Genomic DNA, 17614 nt, shown 5'->3' with positions numbered 1-17614 from the left:
CGATGGCACCCCCCCGCCCGCACACGAAGGCCCCCGCATGCGCTCTGAGAACGTCGCCACCCCTCCCTCCCGCCGCGTGGGCCCCGCCCGCGTCGTCGCGCTCGCCCTGGCGCTCGGCCTCGCGGCCTCCGCGGTCCCGGCCTACAGCACGCTCGGCGGCGACACCGCGGCCGCCGCCCCCGACACCGGTGGGCTGAACCTGGCGGGAGACGGCTCCAGCCTCCTCACCGCCTCCACCGACGCGCTCGCGCCCGGGCTGACGCTGACCGACTTCCGCCGCCTGCAGTCCGCGGGCTGGGTCACCGGCCACGTCATGCGTGCCGACCTCAGCACGCCGACGCTCAAGCTGGACGTGCTCGACGGCGGCAGCGTGTCCGGAGGTGCGCCCGTCAGCGAGCAGATCACGGGCTCGGGAGCGATCGCCGCCGTCAACGGCGACTACTTCGACATGAACTACTCCGGGGCCCCGGTCGGCACGAACATCTCGCCGACGACCGGTGTCCGCAGCGCCGCCGGATCCCCGCGGCAGAGCTTCACCATCACCGACGGCGTCGCGGCGGTGCAGAACCTGCTCGTGTCAGGGACGGTCGCGATCGACGGCGGGGCGCCCCTCACGCTCGGCGGTGTGAACACCCCGAGCCTGGCCTCCGGGAAGATCGGCTGGTACACCGCCGCCTGGGGAGCCCACCCGCTCAGCCGCCCGCTCGGAGCGCCGGATGCGCTCGCCGCGAGCGTCGCAATGGTCACCGTCAAGGACGGCGTCGTGGAGTCGGTGACCACCGACCCGGCCGCGGTCTCCGGGCCGACCAGCATCCCCGACGGAACCGGCGTCCTGATCGGCCGCGAGGCCGGCGCCGCCACGCTCGGCGCGCTGACGGTCGGCCAGCAGGTCGACGTCACCGTCGGCAGCGATGTCGACCTCGCCGTCGGCGGCTCGCAGCGCATGATCGTCGACGGCGTGCAGACCACAGAGGACCAGGTGGAGGCCGCGCGCACCGCCGTCGGCGTCAGCCGCGACGGCACCGAGGTCACCGTGGTCTCGATCGACGGGCGACAGGGCGACGGCCGCGGCATGACCATCCAGGAGCTCGGTCGTCTGCTGCTCGACCTCGGCGCGTACAACGCCGTCAACCTCGACGGCGGCGGCTCGACCACCCTCATCGCGCGCCGGCCCGGCACCACGGAGCCCGCCGTGATCAACCGGCCGTCGGACGGCACCGAGCGCGCGGTGGCGAACAGCCTCGCCTTCTTCTCGACGGCACCCGCGACGGGAGCGAAGGACGTGAAGGTGGCCCCCGCCTCCACACTCCCCGACAGCGACGCGGTGTTCCCCGGCCTCGGCCGCACCCTGAGCGGCGTCGGCCTCGACGCGAACAACGCCGGTGTCGCGGTATCGGGCACGTTCTCGGCGGCCGCCGGTGCCACCATCACGTCCGTGGACGGAGCGACGGCCCGCGTGATCGGTGCGACGCCCGGCGCCACGACAGTGAGCTACACCGCGCAGGGCAAGACCGCCACGACACCCGTCCGCGTGCTCGGCGACCTGCAGCGCCTCCGGCCGAGCAGCACCGTCGTCGCGCTGCCCGACCCGGGGCAGACCGCGGCCATCACGGTCAGCGGTGTCGACGGCGACGGGTTCAGCGCACCGCTCGAGGCCGCCGACGTCGCCGTCACCAGCGGACCCGACGTCACGGTCACCGCGGAGGGACGCGACGCGTTCCGCATCACGCCGACCACCGGCTCCGGCTCGGCCACCGTCACCTTCACGGCGGGCGGCAGGAGCGTCGACGTCGCCGTGACCATCGGCTACCGCAGCGAGTCCGTCGCCGACTTCTCCGACGGCGCCGACTGGAAGACCGCCGCCGACCGCGCCACCGGCACGATGACGACGAGCACCGGCCCGAACGGCGAGCCCGCCCTCGCCCTCGACTACGACTTCACCACGAGCACGGCGACCCGCGGCTTCTACGCCGTCTTCCCCGAGATGAGCACCGCGGGCAGCCTCGGCCGCCAGGTCGCCGGCCAGCCGCAGGCGCTCACGCTGTGGCTGAAGGGCGACGGCTCCGGCGCGTGGCCGCGCATCCAGCTCAAGAACGGCGCGGGCACGACCGTGAACCTCGACGGCCCGTTCGTCGACTTCACGGGGTGGAAGCAGATCCGGTTCCCTGTGCCGGCCGGCACCCCGTACCCGCTGTCGCTGCAGCGCATCCGCATGCTCGAGACCAAGTCGACCGCGAGCTACAAGGGCCACGTCGAGATCGCCGGGCTGGAGGCCGTGGTCGCCCCCGACGTCGAGCAGCCCGCCGCGCCCGTGGTCCACGACCCGGTGGTCGTCGCGAACGGCTCGGTCGACGGCCGCGGCCAGCGGATCGCCGTCATGAGCGACGCGCAGTTCGTCGGCCGCAACCCCGACAGCGACCTCGTGCAGGCCGCCCGCCGCACGCTCCGCGAGATCGTCGCGGCCAAGCCCGACTTCCTCGTCATCGACGGCGACTTCGTCGACGAGGCGAGCCCGGCCGACTTCGCTCTCGCGAAGGAGGTGCTCGACGAGGAGGTCGGCGACGCCGTCCCGTACCTGTACGTCCCCGGCAACCACGAGGTGATGGGAGGCTCGATCGCCAACTTCCAGGCGGTGTTCGGCGCCACGAACCATACGGCGACGGTCGGAGGCACGCGCATCATCACGCTCAACAGCTCGGCCGGCACCTTCCGCGGCTCCGACCCGGCGCAGCTGGCCTGGTTCGACGACCAGCTCGACGCGGCGGCCGCCGATCGCTCGGTCACCGGTGTGCTCGTCTTCGCCCACCACCCGGCCGACGACCCGCAGCCCGACAAGGCGAGCCAGCTCGGCGACCGTTACGAGGCGGCGGCGTTCACCGCCCGCGTCGCGGAGTTCCGCTCCGACAGCGGCAAGTCGGCCGCGGTGATCAACGGACACGTCGGCGCCTTCTCGGCGACCAGCACCTCCGGCGTCTCGCAGCTGATCAACGGCAACTCGGGCAAGAGCCCGTCGGGCACCCCGGCGACCGGAGGCTTCACCGGCTGGACCCTGCTCGGCCTGAACCCCTCCTCCGGCGTCGTGGGCACCGACCCCGTCACGGTCGCGGACCGCACCCGCTGGATGCGCGCCGAGATCAAGCCGCGCGTCGACTCCCTCCGCCTGACCGCCCCCGCCGTGCTCACCGCCGGCGAGACGGCCGCCGTCTCGGCGACCCTCGTGCAGGACGGCACCCGCGAGGTGCCGGTCGCCTGGCCGGTGTCGGCGCAGTGGGGAGGCGACGGCGTGGTCGTCGACGACGGCCTCGGCACGAAGCTCGAGAAGGCGGTCGCCGCCACGGGCGTGCTGCGCGTCAACCCGGAGACGGGCGAGGTCACGGCGCTCGCCGCGGGCACCGCGACGCTGACCGTGACGGTCAACGGCGTGACGGCGACGGCCGACGTGCGCGTGGCGGCGGCGCCCGGCGGACCCGGTGGCGGGGACCCGGGGGACGGTGGGCCGGGAAACGGTGGGCCGGGTGACGGCGGCCCTGGTGACGGCGGCCCTGGTGACGGCGGCCCTGGTGACGGCGGCCCCGGTGACGGTGATGTCGTGGACGACTCCGGCGACGGGAGCGAGGCGACCGCAGTCTCCGACGCCGGCCCCTCGGCACTGGCCGAGACCGGAGCGGCGGACCCACTGCCGCTCCTCCTGACCGCCCTGCTCGTGCTGGCGGCCGGCGGCGTCCTCCTGACGCATCGCCTCCGCCGCCGCGCGTAAGTCGCCGTGTCCGCGCCCGCTCATCGGCGGCGCGGACACGGAGACCGCCGGGTAGGCCTCACTGGTCTGCGTGCCCGGCGGCCCCGGCTCGAGTATCCGGCGGAGGCACCCCCTCGTTGTGGGTGCGTGGCAGCATTCCTACGCTGCCGCCATGACACACCACACCCGACATGGTGGACGCGCCCTGCTCGCGTCCGCGACCGCGGTGGCGCTGGCCGCCGCGGGACTCCTCGTCGCAGCGCCCGCGGGCGCCGCGACCCCCGACCCCGCCGCGCTTCCGCTTCAGGCGTCCTCCCTGAGCGGTTCCGCACTCATCCCCTCATTGACCGTCTCGGCGGCGGGCAAGCTCCAGGTGACCATGAGCTCGACGCTGTACCGCTCCACCAACCGCGTCGTGCTGTGGGTCGACGGCAAGTACGCGGCCGAGACGTACAACGGATCCGCCTACTACCTCGCGGTGAGCGGAAGCGGCGACGTCGTCACCCTCGCCTCGACGACGACCGTCGCCTCCGGGCAGACGGTACGGCTCGGGCTGCAGCCCGGCGTCCCGGGCAATTCCACCGACCCGGCGAAGGCCCTGGTGCTCGCTTCGACGATCGCGGGCCAGTCGGCCACGGTCGCTGCCGACGGCCGTATGGGGTACACCGTCGCGGTTCCGGAGGCCGTATACCGTTCGTCGAAGCGGGTGATCGCGTGGGTCGATGGCGCGTACTCCGCCGAAGCCGCTACGGGGAAGTCCTACTACTTCGACCGCGTGACGATCGCGGACGGGGTCGCCACTCTCCACCGTTCCACTCCGGTGAGAGGAGGAACCCGCATCGAGGTCGGCGTCGTACCCGGCGCCCCGGGTGGCGCGTACGACAAGAGCACGGCGACTCTGCTCGCGTCGACGACGTTGACCAGCGCTCCCCGGGTGCAGGTCGGCGCCGCCGCCTCGACCCTCCAGCTGGCCTCGCGGGGCGACGCGGAGGCCGACCGCAAGCGGGAGAACCGCGGTCTGCGGCACAGCACCCTGGAGCCCGTCGGCCGCTATGTGAAGAAGGGTGACTCCCTACGCGTGGCGCTTCCCGGCGGAACCTCGGACGTCCGGCTCGCGGTCGGCCAGTACGGTCCGTATGCCGCGCTCAACGGCGGCAGCGACCTCGGGGTGAAGACCACCGCGCTCGCGGGTGGGACCTCCACCGTCATCGCCGACCGCGACGGTCTCGTGTATCTCGAGAAAGTCGCCGGCGGCCCGGTCGAGGTCACCGTGAGCGGTGGAGCGCCGGTCCCGATGTTCACGCTGGGCCAGACCTCGCCGGCCGAGTTCGCGCTCGAGCTCTCGCTGTTCCCGGACTCGCCCCTGGTCGTGACGTCGACCGAGCGCACGGTCGCCGCCTTCCAGCGCCCCACGGTGCTGAAGAACCAGGCCAACCTCGACAACGCCCGCCTGGCCTCCTGGGATCAGGTGGTGAACGTCACCGACCGCACCTACGGCCTCTCGCTCGACGGCGCGGGTCTCGACCGCAAGTCGCCGGCCCGCGTGTACATCTCCAGTCCGGATACGGGTGCGGGCTACGCCTATGCCACCCAGGACCGGATCTCGTTCCAGGTCGGCACGGGTGCCGCGGACCACCTCTTCACGGCTCCTGTCACCGACCAGTGGGGCCTGTGGCACGAGATCGGCCACACGTACCAGACACAGCAGTACAAGTGGGCAGGCCTCGGCGAGGTCACCGTGAACATCTCGTCCATCGCCGTGCAGCTGGGCCTCGGCCAGGCCAACCGGCTCGCGCAGACCGGCACCGCGAACGCGATCACCGCCTACCTCGCCAAGCCGGACGCCACGCGGGTCTACGACGACGAGACGGACCTCTTCGTCAAGCTGGGGATGTTCGACGATCTCCGCGCCAAGTTCGGCGACGACTTCTATCCGCGACTGAACAAGCAGTACAGGGCCGAGGCCGCGGCCGGCGTCGTGTCGCCCACCGACACGGCGGGCATGCAGAAGCGGTTCATGAAGACGGCGTCGGCCGTCGCCGGCACCGACCTCACCTCCTACTTCGCCTCCTGGGGCCTGCGCTGACCATCGAGTACGCGCGAATTCCACGAGAAACCGCCGAGTACGCAGAAAGTCTGCGTACTCGGCGGTTGCGGTAGGGGGAGGCGGCGGGTCAGGCCTCGACGAGCGCCGAGCGGATCACCGACGTGAAGAAGGTGAGCCCGTCCGTGCCGGAACGCATCGCGGCGGAGGTGTCGGGGCCGAAGCCCGGCTCGACCGCGTGCTCGGGGTGCGGCATCAGGCCGACGACGTTGCCGCGCTCGTTGCGCACGCCGGCGATGTCGTTGAGCGAGCCGTTCGGGTTGACGCCCTGGTAGCGGAAGACGACCATGCCCTCGCCCTCGAGCCGCTTCAGCTCCTCGGCCGAGGCGATGAAGCCGCCCTCGCCGTTCTTGAGCGGGATGACGATCTCCTGGCCCTGCTCGAAGCCGTTCGTCCACGGGGTGGAGGCGTTCTCGACGATCAGGTGCTGGTCGCGGCGGATGAAGTTGCCGTGGTCGTTGCGGATCAGGCCGCCCGAGACGAGGTGCGCCTCCGCGAGCATCTGGAAGCCGTTGCAGATGCCGAGGATGGGCACGCCCTTCGCGGCGGCGTCCACCACCTCGGTCATGATCGGCGAGATGCTGGCGATCGCGCCGGCGCGCAGGTAGTCGCCGTAGCTGAAGCCGCCGGGCAGCACGAGGGCGTCGACGCCCTGCAGGTCGTGCTCGCCGTGCCAGAGCGCGACGGGCTCGCCGCCGGCGAGGCGCACGGCCCGCAACGCGTCGCGGTCGTCGAGCGAGCCGGGAAAGGTGATGACGCCGATGCGCATGGTGTCCGCCATCAGGCCGTGACCTCTTCGCGCTCACCGGTCGGGTAGTGGATGCCGACGACGTCTTCGATGACCGAGTTCGAGAGGATCTCGGCGGCGATCTCGCGCACCGCCTCCCGCGTCTCGTCGTCGATCGGCCCGTCGACGGTCAGCTCGAACCGCTTGCCGACCCGGACGTCGAACCGGCCGCGGCCGGTGCGCGCGAGGGCTCCGGCGACGGCCTTGCCCTGCGGGTCGAGCAGCTCGGCCTTGGGCATCACTTCCACAACGATCGTCGACACAGGCGTGCTCCGCTTCCTTCGCGCTCCGGGGGATGCAGTCGATTCTACCGTGCGCTGCTGAGAGCGGCGTGCCGCACGGCCCGCGGCTCCAGCTCCCGTCGCAACCGGTCGAACAGGGCGGCGGAGGCGGCGCCCGGCCAGTCGTCCGGCAGCGCGGAGGCGGGGAGTCCCGGGTCGCGGTACGGGATCACCCGCCACTCGTCGAGCGCGCGGATCCACGCGGCGAAGGCGGCGCGGTCGTCGGCGGGCGCCGCTGCGCCGTCGGGCTCGAAGCCGTCGAGCCCGAAGCCGTCGAGTCCGGGGAAGCCGTCGAGCCCGGAGAAGCCGTCGAGCCCGGAGAAGCGGGACAGGAAGGAGTCGTGCAGCGCCCGGATCGCGGGCAGGTCGTACCAGCGGGCGAGCCCGGCCGCGAGATCGCCGCGCACCGCCGCCTCGCCGAACAGCGTCGCGGAGCCTCCCGCCGCCTCCATCGCCTCCGCGACCTCTGACTCGAGCGCGGCGGGCGCGATCCAGAGCCCGTCGGCGACCGTGCCGCAGCCGAGCGCCGACAGTCGCGAGCGGAGGCGGTGGCGCAGCGAGCGCTGATGCTCGGGGAACGAGAACGACACCAGGCACCAGCGCTCGGCCTCCTGCCGCGGCCCGAAGATGCGCGCGTCGCCGCGCTCCAGCATCGGGAGGGCCGCCGGGTCGATGGCGTAGCCGGCCACGCCCTCCCGCTGCTCCCGCACCAGCACGCCGCGCGCGCAGAGCCGCGCGAGGCTCGACCGCGTGGTCGCGGCAGGCACGTCGAGCGACGCCATGAGCGCGACAGCACCGGACGCGCTCAGCCAGCCGCCGATCGGCCGCAGCACGGCGCCGACCACCGTGCGCAGGAGGGCCGTGGCGCTGCCGCTGCGAGCCTCTAGGTCTTCGCGGGCGGCCAGGTTCTCGCGGGAGGCCGCCGCGCGAGCGCTCGTCGCGGCCGTCACCGCTGTCGCGACCGCCCGCTCACTCGTCATGCGTCAGCTCGCCGAGCGCGTCGCGCACGGCGGCCATCCCGGTGCACGTCTCCTCGAAGCTCGTGCTGAGCGGCGAGAGCCCGATCCGCAGCCCGCCGGGGTCGCGGTAGTCGGGGATGACGTCCCGCTGCCAGAGCAGCGCCGTCACCTCGCGCATGGCCGGGTGGCTCAGCGTGATGTGGCCACCGCGCCGCTCCGGGTCGCGCGGGCTGGCGAGAGCGACGCCGAGCGGGGTCAGCCACTCCTCCGCCAGCGCGATCGCGAAGTCGGTGAGGGCGACGGACTTGGCGCGCACGGCCTCCATCCCGCACTCCTCGATCATGGCGATGGTGTCCTGCATGGCCAGCATCCCCACGATCGGCGGGGTGCCGCTGAGGAACCGGCGCACGCTCGCCGCCGGCTGGTACTCGGGCCCCATCAGGAAGACGTCGCGCACGCCCATCCATCCCTGGATCGGCTGCACGAGCCGCTCCTGCAGCTCGCGGCGCACGTAGCCGAAGGCAGGTGATCCGGGGCCGCCGTTCAGATATTTGTAGGTGCAGCCGACGGCGAGATCGACGCCCCAGGCGTCCAGCTCGGTCGGCACGGAGCCCGCGGAGTGGCAGAGGTCCCACAGCACCAGGGCGCCCGCGTCGTGCGCGATGCGCGTGATGGCGGCGACGTCGGCCAGAAAGCCGGACCGGTACGCCACATGGCTGAGCACCACGAGCGCGGTCTGCGGGCCGACGACGGCGGCGACCTGCTCGGGCGTGACGCCCGCCTCCGTGTCGGACTCGATCCACACCAGCCGCAGGCCCCGCTCGCGCGCGATCCCGTCGAGCACGTAGCGGTCGGTCGGGAAGTTGTCGGTGTCGAGCACGATCTCGCTGCGCTCGGGCAGCGCGTCCACGGCGGCGCGCGCGAGCTTGTAGAGCAGCACGGTGGTGGAGTCGCCGATGAACGTCTGCCCCGCCGCAGCGCCGAGCGCCGCCCGGCCGAGCGCGTCGCCGATCGTGAACGGCAGCTCCATCCACTCCTCGTCCCAGCCGCGGATCAGCCGCCCGCCCCAGCCGTCGACGAGGAACCGCTGCACCCGCTCGACCCCCGCCAGCGTCGGCCGGCCGAGCGAGTTGCCGTCGAAGTAGGCGACGACGCCGCCGTCGTCGGTGCCGACGAAGCGGCTGCGATAGGCGGCGAGCGGGTCGCCGGCGTCGAGAGCGCGGGCGGCGCTCAGCGGGTCGGGGGCGAGGAGGGAGGAGGGGGCGGTGTCGAAGTCGGTCATGCGGCGTCCTCGGTGGGTGTCGGGGTGGTGAAGTCGGTGGCGAGCAGGCCGCGGGCGGTCGCGAGCCAGGCGGGGACGGCGGAGGCGGGGAGCGCGGCGTCCACCTCGCCGGGGCTGTCCGCTCCCGGCGGAGGCGTCGGCACCCAGGCCAGTCGCGGGCCGACCGTCTCGTGGCGCGGGTGGCTGCCGGCGATGGCCTGGAGGATCGCGGCGGTCGTCATCCCGGCCTCCACCATCCCGCCGAGCTCGCGCGCGTCGACGCCGTCGGGCAGCGGGCCGTTGCCGAGGTCCGTGCCGTAGAGCGCGCGACCGCCGGCGGAGGTGAACCGGCGGAGGTTGTCGAGCGCGATTCCGTGCTGCGGGGTGGGATCGCCCCAGCCGTGGATGTCGAGCGTCGTCACCCAGGTCATGCCGCGGCGCACGGCCTCCCGCACCAGCTCGTCGTCGACGCGCTCGGTGAACGGCGTGTGCGCGAGCTGGTCCGCCCCCGCACGGACGGCGCGGGCGGTCTGCCCGTCGCCCTGGACGTGGACCGTCACCGGCACGCCGGCCGCGTGCGCTTCCTCCACAAGCGCGGCCAGCGTGGCGTCATCCACAGTTTCGCCCGCCTCGGTGTTGAGGGTGACTTTGATGCGGGAGGCTCCTCGCATGAGCTGTTCTCGCACCGCCTGCCGCGCCTCGCGCGGGCCGCCGACCTCCGCCGACGACCCCGGAGGACCCCAGCCCGCGTTCACCGGATACCCGCCGGGCGCGGTGATCAGCGCGCCCGCGATCGCCGCCGCCGGGTGCCGGAGCGCGGCGTCCTCGGCCAGCCACGAGGCCGCGACGGACGGGACCCAGCCGAGGTCGACGGCATGGGTGATGCCCCCGGAGAACACCGCCCGCCGGTCCGTCAGGCCGAGATGGGTGTGGTGGTCGGTGAGCCGGGGGAAGAGGGTGCCGCCGGGATGTGCGCTCGCCGCGGTCACGGGGAGGTCGGTGCGATGGAGGCGGTCTCCGACGAGCTCGTAGACGGTCGGCGGGAGGAAGCCGGTACCGGTCCAGACGGCGTCGAAGGCTATGCGCGTGCCGGGCGCCGGTGACGCGCTCGCCGGCCCGACCGCAGACTGGTCGACCGTGGCCGGCTCGACCGCGGCCTTGCCGGCCACGTGCGGGTCGCTCACCGCTCCACGCCGATCTCGGTGCGGACGGCGAACAGCTCCGGGAAGAAGGTGAGCTCGAGCGCCTTCTGCAGGAACGAGACGCCGCTCGAGCCGCCGGTGCCCGTCTTCATGCCGATGGTGCGCTGCACGGTCTTCAGATGGCGGAAGCGCCAGAGCTGGAAGTTGTCCTCCAGGTCGACGAGCTCCTCGCACGCCTCGTACTCGCGCCAGTGGTCGTCGGCGTGCTCGTAGATGCCGCGGAACACCTCCACGAGCTCCTGCGAGAACACGTGCGCCTGCGTCACGTCGCGATCGAGCACGTCCTGCGGCACGGCGAAGCCCGACCGGGCGAGCAGACGCAGGAACTCGTCGTAAACGCTCGGCGACTCCAGGAGGTCGGAGAGGAGGGAGTGTGCGGCAGGGTCGTTCTCGAACACGCTGAGCATGCGGCGGTTCTTGTTGCCGAGCAGGAACTCCACCGCGCGGTACTGGTACGACTGGAAGCCGGACGAGTTGCCGAGGAAGCCGCGGAACTCCGCGTACTCCGTCGGGGTGAGCGTCGCGAGCACCGACCACTGCTCGGTGAGGGTGCGCTGGATGTGCTTCACCCGGGCGATGCGCTTGAGGGCGGGGGAGAGGTCGTCGGCGCGGAGCAGGTCGCGCGCCGACAGCAGCTCGTGCAGCACCAGCTTCAACCACAGCTCCGTCGTCTGGTGCTGGATGATGAACAGCAGCTCGTCGTGATGCTCGGGCACGCTGACCGGCTTCTGGGCGCTGAGCAGGGTGTCGAGGTCGAGGTAGCCGCCGTACGACATGCGTTCGCGGAAGTCCGTGACGATGCCGGGGTCGAAGGCGCGCGTGTTGCTGTCGGCGGTCATGCTGCAATTCTGCGTCGATCGTCACGAGGATGCAACGGGTTCGTCCCCCGGAGGGTCTTCGTTCACCTGGCGGTTACCGGAGCGTCCCGCCTCCGTCGCTCCCCGCTCCTAACGTGGCGGATGTCCGCGCCGGACGGTGGGGGGCAGCGCCCGCAGCGGCGGACCAGGAAAGGCGGCCATGACTCCCGACGGTCTCATCACCAGCGAGTTCGACGACGCGGCCGTCATCGACGCGGCCGGCGCCGTGCCCCGCGGCCGGGCGTTCCGAGCCGGCTTCCGCTCGCTCGAGGACGACCTGTTCGACGCACTCGAGCCCGAGGACTTCTTCGACCCGTACGACCGCTGGGAGACCGCCGCCACTGCCGGCACCGCCGCCACTGCCGGCACCGCCGCCACTGCCGGCTCCGGCCGACGCGGCCGCCGGTGACCGTCCGGGCGGTCACGCCGCGCGTCGTCGCGCCGCCGGCGGGACTCGGGATGTCGATCAGCGCCTACCCGTCGGCCACCGCGATGGTCTGGCCGGGGGAGGGGCACGCCCACGAGGCCGTCGCCGTGCCCGGTGTGCGGCTCGCGCCGGGTGACGTGCTGGTGGAGGTCGAGCTCGCGACGGTCTGCGGCTCCGACCTCCGCGCCGTGCGCGGGCAGCGGCCGTCGGCGACACCGCTCGTCCTGGGCCACGAGCAGGTCGGCCGTGTGGTCGCGCTGGGTCGCGGCGGCGCGAAGACGACGGACGGCCGTCGCGTCAGCCTCGGAGAGCGGGTCGTCTGGTCCGTCGCGGTGCCGTGCGGCACCTGCCCGCGCTGCCGCCGCGGCCTCCCGCAGAAGTGCATGACGCTGCAGCGCTACGGCCACGAGCGCATGCGGCGCGGCTGGGAGCTGTCGGGCGGGTTCGCGACCCACGCGCACCTCCTCGACGGCACCGCGATCGTCGCCGTCCCCGAGGATGTGCCCGCCGCCGTGCTGGCTCCGGCATCCTGCTCCACGGCCACCGTGGCGGCGGCGCTCGAAGCGGCGACCTCCATCGTCCCGCTGGACCGCTCGCTGGTCGTGGTCGCCGGCGCCCGGATGCGCGGCCTCACCGCCGCCGCGATGGCGACCGATGCGGGGGCCCGCGTCGTCGTCAGCGACCCGCGCCCCGATCGGCGTGAGCGCGCCCTCGCCTTCGGCGCTGTCGCCGTGGTCGACCCGCGCAGCGCGTCCGACTCGCCCACCGGGCTGGCCACCGCGCTCGCCAAGGCGGGCGGTCGCGCCGCGGCGCCCACGATCGCGCTCGAGTTCTCGGGGGCGGCGTCGGCGGTGCGCTCGCTGCTCTCGGCGATCGACGTGGGCGGCGTGCTCGTGCTCGCCGGCTCCGGCTCCCCCGGGCCCGACCTCACCATCGCGCCCGAGCAGTTCATGCGCAAGCTGCTCACCATCCGCGGGGTGCACACGTACGCGCCGCAGCATCTCGACGCCGCCGTGCGCTACCTCGCCGACGCCTGGCAGCGGTACCCGTTCGCCGACCAGGTCGGGCAGGCGTTCGCGCTGGCCGAGGTGGATGCCGCCCTCGCCGGCTCGGACCACCCGCGCGTCGCCGTGCGGCCCTGAGCCCTCATCGGCTGCCGAACCCCGCATCCGCATCCTGAGCGTTCTCACATCTTTCACTCCTTAGGCTCGTCCCCGCCCCGACCGTGAGGACAACGCCCGTGATCGAGACCCCGCCCGCCCCTCCCGCACCGCCAGCCGCCTCCACCAGCCGCTCCACGCCGCCTCCCCGCCCCCGCGGACCGGCCAGCCGCACCATCGGCTCGCTGATCTTCTTCAGCCGCTGGCTGCAGGCGCCCCTCTACCTCGGCCTGATCGTCGCCCAGGCGGTCTACGTGTACGTCTTCGTCGTGGAGCTGTGGCACCTGACCGAGGAGGTGGTCAGCGATCCGGCGCACGTCGACGAGGCCTACGTGATGCTGGCGGTGCTCGGCCTGATCGACGTCGTCATGATCGCGAACCTCCTCATCATGGTGATCATCGGCGGGTACGAGACCTTCGTGTCACGGGTGAACGTGGAGGGGCACCCCGACCAGCCCGAGTGGCTGTCGCACGTCAACGCCAACGTGCTGAAGGTCAAGCTGGCCATGGCGATCATCGGCATCTCGTCGATCCACCTGCTCAAGACCTTCATCGCCGTGGGCGACCTGGGCGCGGTCGGCGGCGGTTCCATCGCCGGCGAGAGCTACACGCCGCAGGGCGTGTTCTGGCAGGTCGTCATCCACGTCGTCTTCATCCTCTCGGCCGTCGCCCTCGCGGCCATCGACCGCATGTCCCGCACCGCGAGAAGTGCAGAGCACTGACGCGCTGACGCCCTGACGTCGTCGTTTCCGGTGCCACCGACACGGCAGCCGGTCATTCCGGCTGGGTGAAACGCCTCATCCCCTACTGAATCCGGTGCCACGACCGCGCAAAGTGCCACCGTTCGCGTCCGCGCTCGTTCCCGCCTCGCCACCATAGACAGAGGAGTTCACCAGAGCTCTCTGTTCGGAAAGGATGACGAGGATGAACGAGAACTACGACGAGATCGTGGCCGAGATGAGCGACGCGCAGGGCTTCGTGGCCTCCCTCTTCGCCGGGTGGAACCACGGCGCCGCGATGATGTGATCTCCCCGATTCCACGAGGGGCCGCCCGCTGGGGCGGCCCCTCCGTCCGCTGAAGGGAGACGGAGACGTTGGTCCACCCCACCACTCAGGCGTTGGCGAAGTCGCTTGCCGACGCTTCCCTGACCTTGCCAGAGGTCGCGCACCCGCGGTTCGCGGACGTGATGAGTCACGTCGCTCTCCCGGGCAACGCATACCTGGCCGCGGCACGGCGCGATCATGCTCCGTTGACCGATCTGCGGCTCCGGCGAGACACCAGCTCGTCCGCGATGCTCCGGCTGAATCTGCGAGCCCTCGTCTCGCGCCTGCCTGACCTGGAGCAGGCGATCCTCGAACTGACATCGGTCGGTCCGCAGGAGATGGACGGCACCGCGGCCCGAGTGCACGGCTGGCTGACTTCCGACAGACCGGAGGCGGCCGCTGCCGTCTCAGCCGATCAGGACCCACTGTCCGCATATGTCTCGATGTTGAAATACGTCAATGCCTTCGGCATCTGGGAGGACGCCCGGGGCGTCGCCAGGCAGGTGTTCGACAGCGCGGACCGATGGGGGGATTCGCTCCCCGAGTCGAGCGCCCGAGCTCTGGCGGCCGTGGTGCTCGGGCTCTGCGGAGACGAGGCGCAGAGCGACATCCTCTTCTCGACCGCTCTCAGCTCGATGCCTCACCCGGTGGAGCGCGTGTTCTCAGGCCTGCGCTGGGCGTCCATCCAGGCGAAGCGGCGGGGACGCATCCAAGCGGCGGAGTCGCTGATCGACGCATTGGAGCGCGAGGCGGCCGATGCGGGCATCCGACATCGAGACCGCTTGATCGCATCGGGGATGCTGTGCAACTTCCGGGGGCTCATCGCGATCCGCAGGAAAGCCTCCGGCGCAGCTCGCGAGATCGTGATCGCGGCGATCGGGCAGTTCGAGAGCGGGAATGCGCTCGCGGATGATGGATGCGTCATCGGACTCGAGGAAGGCCGCCGCTACGAGTGGATGGCGAAGCTGAACCTCATCCAGCTGGACATCTACGAGGGACGTTTCGCGGCCGCGACGCGCGACCTTCGCGAGCTCGCGGAGTTCTCGCGGGCGCACGATCCTGGCTCGTTGCACACGTCGCTCTCAACGCTCGCCTACGTGCATCTTCGGGCGGGCCTGCCGGAGGACGCACTTCCTCTCTTACTGGAGGCGCATGACCTCCTGCGGTCGGAGTACGACCCCTTCGTCGTCCGCCAGGTCCGCAAGATGCTGCGGCGGTGCTATCTGGAGCTGGGCCGACCACGCGACGCCGAGCAGGTCGAAGGCCTGCCGGAGCAGTTCTGGCTGACTACACCTCTGGGAGCATGACGTGACCATCGAGATCGAAGACCTTTCGCGCACCTTCGCAGGTCAGCGGGGCGGAGCTGCGGTCGAGGCGTTGCGGGGCATCACCCTGACCATCGCGGACGGCGAGATCTTCGGCATGCTCGGCCCGAACGGCGCAGGCAAGACGACCCTCGTCCGGATCCTGTCCACGCTGCTCACTCCGACCACCGGGGCCGCGCGCGTCGCCGGGATGGATGTCGTCCACGAGGCGAATGCGGTGCGCCGACGAATCGGCGTGGCTTTCGGTGGCGAGCGCGGGCTGTACGACCGGCTGTCGGCGAGGGACAACCTCCGGTTCGCCGGCCAGCTTTACGGTGTCCACCCTCGTCGCCTTCGTACGCGCATCGACGAGCTCCTTGAAACGGTGGGCCTCGCCGACAAGGCAGGGGTGCGTGTCGAGACCTTCTCCCGCGGGATGAAGCAGCGGCTGCACATCGCTCGGGCGCTCATCCATGACCCCCAGATCCTCTTCCTCGACGAGCCGTCGTCGGGACTCGACCCGGTCGCGTCGAGGGCGTTGCGCGGTCTGGTCGCGGAACTCCGCCGTCAGGGCAGGACCATCCTCCTCACGACGCATTCCATGGTCGAGGCGGATGAGCTGTGTGATCGGGTGTCCGTCATCGTGCAGGGTTCCGTCCGGCGGCTGGGCACACCGGAGCGGTTGAAGTCGGAGGTGGACCTCGGCCGCGTGCTCGAGGTCGAGACCTACGACGACCCGACGCCGGCGATCCGGCTGATCGAACAGATGCCCTCTGTGTCGACGGTCGACTGCATCCCCGGAGGCGAAGTGGAGCGCCTTGTCATCCGCCTCGCGGTCGGCAGTGACACCACCATCGCCGACGTCCTTTCCCGCATGCCGGACCATCGATTCGGACGTGCTTTCGACCGAAGGCCGACGCTCGAGGATGCGTACGTCTCCATCATCGAGGCGGACGCATGATGCGCCTCTTCGTCGCCTCCTGGTGGTTGCAGCTGCGCCTGCTGTCCCGATCGCCCTTCTTCTTGGGGATGGCCGTGACAACGCCGATCGCCTACTGCACGGTCGCCGTGCTGATGTCCGGCGGCCAGGCGACCGCGCGTGCCGTCATCGGCGCCGGGCTGATGGGCGCGTGGTCCACCACGCTTTTCGGTGCAGCCGAGGCCCTCTTCATGCAACGCTTCAGCGGCACTCTCGAGTTGCTGATCGGCGCCCCCCGCAGTTTGGTCGCCCCCGTCCTCGGTTTCGCAGGCGCGACGGTCTCGCTGGGCCTGTACTCGAGCGCCGCCTCGTGGCTATGGGCGACCTGTGTGCTCGGCGTGAGCAGCGAAGGCGTGGACTGGCCGTCCCTGCTGGCCGGGCTCGCGCTGTCGTTCGTGTCTCTCACCGCAATCGGCTTTCTGCTGGCAGGCGTGTACGTCGTGACACGGAAAGGAATCGAGATCACCAACGTCATGGAGTACCCGATCTGGGTCGTGTGCGGTGTCCTGGTCCCCGCTGCCGCCCTTTGGGGACCCTTACAGCTGGTGGGCAGACTGCTCCCCCTCGGATGGTCGATGGAGGTGGTCGATGCGGCGACTCACGGCGGCGATGCGCTTCAGGCGGCCGGCCCCGCAGTGCTCCTGTCCGCAGGCTATCTCGCTGCGGGCGTCGTCCTTCTGAAGCGGATCGACCTGCTCGCTCGCACACGAGGCACGTTGAGGCTGCGATGAGAACCGTCCGGACCGTCGTTCTGTCCGGCGTCCTGGGATTCCGCGCACTCTTCGCCTGGAACACCCCGGGGCTCTTCGTGACGTCCCTTGTGCTCACGCCGGCCCTGCAGATCGTCTTCTTCGTCGCAGTGGGTGCCGCGTTCGACTACCAGAACCCCGTCTTCTTCATCGTGGGCAACGGCGTGCAGGTGGCCGCTACCGCCGGGATCGCCGGCATGGTGAGCGTGATCGCGGACGAGCGGCGATTCGGCACCCTCAGCATGGTCCTCGGAGCGCCCACCTCGCGGATCGCCGTCTTCGTCGGTCGGATGCTCCCCGGGATGGCGTGCGGTTTCGCGGTCGCCGCGCTCACGTCCAGCGTCGGATTGCTGGCGGTCGGCCGGGCGCCCACCCTGTCCCAGGTCGGTGGATACGCCCTCGCGATCGGTGTCGCGACTGTCTCCTGCTCGGCGATGGGCTTGGCTCTGAGCGCGTTCGGTTTGATCTACCGAGAGATCTTTCAGATCGCGACCGCTGCCTACCTCCTGCTCATGGTCGTTTCAGGGGCCAACATCGATCGCGCCGCGCTGCCGGGCTGGGTCCGTGGACTAGGCGATGTGCTTCCGACGACTCACAGCATCGACGGTATCCGGGACCTGCTGTCCGGCGGTGCCCTCCCTGCGCTCGCTGCCCCGCTCCTGATGGAACTGGCCGTCGCGGCCGCCTGGACCGCCGGAGCATTGGTGCTGATGAAGCTGCTCGAGTCGCTCGCCAAACGGCGCGCCGCGTTGGACCTGTACTGA

15 protein-coding genes are annotated in these 17614 nt (G+C 71.6%); 9 read left to right on the top strand and 6 right to left on the bottom strand.

Features of this window, described 5'->3' with window-relative positions; genetic code table 11:
- Positions 1 to 37: 37 nt before the first annotated feature.
- Positions 38 to 3757 carry a phosphodiester glycosidase family protein gene (locus P5G50_RS01085; RefSeq protein WP_301209844.1) on the top strand — a complete coding sequence of 1240 codons (3720 nt, stop codon included), beginning with the start codon at positions 38 to 40 and terminating at the stop codon, positions 3755 to 3757.
- Between the two features lie 151 nt (positions 3758 to 3908).
- Positions 3909 to 5822: a M60 family metallopeptidase gene (locus tag P5G50_RS01080; RefSeq protein ID WP_301209843.1), complete on the top strand. Its 1914-nt coding sequence runs from the start codon at positions 3909 to 3911 to the stop codon at positions 5820 to 5822.
- Positions 5823 to 5910: 88 nt separating this feature from the next.
- On the opposite strand, the gene purQ is transcribed toward P5G50_RS01080, so the two are convergent.
- The 6 genes from purQ to kynA are packed head-to-tail and all read right to left on the bottom strand — an operon-like array spanning position 5911 to position 11169.
- Entirely contained in the window at positions 5911 to 6609 is a 699-nt protein-coding gene (gene purQ / locus P5G50_RS01075) for a phosphoribosylformylglycinamidine synthase subunit PurQ (RefSeq protein ID WP_301210034.1), read from the bottom strand.
- Between the two features lie 11 nt (positions 6610 to 6620).
- Positions 6621 to 6890 carry a phosphoribosylformylglycinamidine synthase subunit PurS gene (locus tag P5G50_RS01070; protein WP_301209842.1) on the bottom strand — a complete coding sequence of 90 codons (270 nt, stop codon included), beginning with the start codon at positions 6888 to 6890 and terminating at the stop codon, positions 6621 to 6623.
- Between the two features lie 44 nt (positions 6891 to 6934).
- Positions 6935 to 7888, bottom strand: coding sequence for a PaaX family transcriptional regulator (locus P5G50_RS01065; protein ID WP_301209841.1), 954 nt, complete (start codon positions 7886 to 7888; stop codon positions 6935 to 6937).
- Positions 7878 to 9149 carry a kynureninase gene (locus P5G50_RS01060; protein ID WP_301209840.1) on the bottom strand — a complete coding sequence of 424 codons (1272 nt, stop codon included), beginning with the start codon at positions 9147 to 9149 and terminating at the stop codon, positions 7878 to 7880. The genes P5G50_RS01065 and P5G50_RS01060 overlap by 11 nt, the downstream gene beginning before the upstream one ends.
- Positions 9146 to 10312: an amidohydrolase family protein gene (locus P5G50_RS01055; RefSeq protein WP_301209839.1), complete on the bottom strand. Its 1167-nt coding sequence runs from the start codon at positions 10310 to 10312 to the stop codon at positions 9146 to 9148. The genes P5G50_RS01060 and P5G50_RS01055 overlap by 4 nt, the downstream gene beginning before the upstream one ends.
- Complete coding sequence (kynA, locus tag P5G50_RS01050; protein ID WP_301209838.1) at positions 10309 to 11169, bottom strand: tryptophan 2,3-dioxygenase; 861 nt, start codon at positions 11167 to 11169, stop codon at positions 10309 to 10311. The genes P5G50_RS01055 and kynA overlap by 4 nt, the downstream gene beginning before the upstream one ends.
- A gap of 178 nt (positions 11170 to 11347) precedes the next feature.
- Here kynA and P5G50_RS01045 point away from each other — a divergent pair, with 178 nt between their 5' ends.
- From P5G50_RS01045 to P5G50_RS01015, 7 genes are all read left to right on the top strand, one after another.
- Entirely contained in the window at positions 11348 to 11596 is a 249-nt protein-coding gene (locus P5G50_RS01045) for a hypothetical protein (RefSeq protein ID WP_301209837.1), read from the top strand.
- Positions 11593 to 12756: an alcohol dehydrogenase catalytic domain-containing protein gene (locus tag P5G50_RS01040; protein WP_301209836.1), complete on the top strand. Its 1164-nt coding sequence runs from the start codon at positions 11593 to 11595 to the stop codon at positions 12754 to 12756. Before P5G50_RS01045 ends, P5G50_RS01040 begins: the two co-directional genes overlap by 4 nt.
- 98 nt (positions 12757 to 12854) lie before the next feature.
- Positions 12855 to 13496, top strand: coding sequence for a TIGR00645 family protein (locus P5G50_RS01035; protein WP_301209835.1), 642 nt, complete (start codon positions 12855 to 12857; stop codon positions 13494 to 13496).
- 372 nt (positions 13497 to 13868) lie between these two features.
- A complete protein-coding gene (locus tag P5G50_RS01030; protein WP_301230554.1) occupies positions 13869 to 15125 on the top strand; it encodes a hypothetical protein in 1257 nt (418 codons plus the stop codon).
- 1 nt (position 15126) lies between these two features.
- Positions 15127 to 16083: an ABC transporter ATP-binding protein gene (locus tag P5G50_RS01025; protein ID WP_301209833.1), complete on the top strand. Its 957-nt coding sequence runs from the start codon at positions 15127 to 15129 to the stop codon at positions 16081 to 16083.
- Entirely contained in the window at positions 16080 to 16832 is a 753-nt protein-coding gene (locus P5G50_RS01020) for an ABC transporter permease (RefSeq protein ID WP_301209832.1), read from the top strand. Before P5G50_RS01025 ends, P5G50_RS01020 begins: the two co-directional genes overlap by 4 nt.
- On the top strand, positions 16829 to 17614 hold the full coding sequence (locus P5G50_RS01015; RefSeq protein WP_301209831.1) for an ABC transporter permease: 786 nt from the start codon (positions 16829 to 16831) through the stop codon (positions 17612 to 17614). Before P5G50_RS01020 ends, P5G50_RS01015 begins: the two co-directional genes overlap by 4 nt.

It is taken from the genome of Leifsonia williamsii, assembly GCF_030433685.1.
Lineage (GTDB): Bacteria > Actinomycetota > Actinomycetes > Actinomycetales > Microbacteriaceae > Leifsonia > Leifsonia williamsii.
This window is presented reverse-complemented; position numbering and strand designations above follow the sequence as displayed.

Coding starts and splice junctions, on each gene's coding strand:
- P5G50_RS01085 (WP_301209844.1), top strand. CDS start 38: ATGCGCTCTGAGAACGTCGCCACCCCTCCCTCCCGCCGCGTGGGCCCC.
- P5G50_RS01080 (WP_301209843.1), top strand. CDS start 3,909: ATGACACACCACACCCGACATGGTGGACGCGCCCTGCTCGCGTCCGCG.
- purQ (WP_301210034.1), bottom strand. CDS start 6,609: ATGCGCATCGGCGTCATCACCTTTCCCGGCTCGCTCGACGACCGCGAC.
- P5G50_RS01065 (WP_301209841.1), bottom strand. CDS start 7,888: ATGACGAGTGAGCGGGCGGTCGCGACAGCGGTGACGGCCGCGACGAGC.
- P5G50_RS01060 (WP_301209840.1), bottom strand. CDS start 9,149: ATGACCGACTTCGACACCGCCCCCTCCTCCCTCCTCGCCCCCGACCCG.
- kynA (WP_301209838.1), bottom strand. CDS start 11,169: ATGACCGCCGACAGCAACACGCGCGCCTTCGACCCCGGCATCGTCACG.
- P5G50_RS01045 (WP_301209837.1), top strand. CDS start 11,348: ATGACTCCCGACGGTCTCATCACCAGCGAGTTCGACGACGCGGCCGTC.
- P5G50_RS01020 (WP_301209832.1), top strand. CDS start 16,080: ATGATGCGCCTCTTCGTCGCCTCCTGGTGGTTGCAGCTGCGCCTGCTG.
- P5G50_RS01015 (WP_301209831.1), top strand. CDS start 16,829: ATGAGAACCGTCCGGACCGTCGTTCTGTCCGGCGTCCTGGGATTCCGC.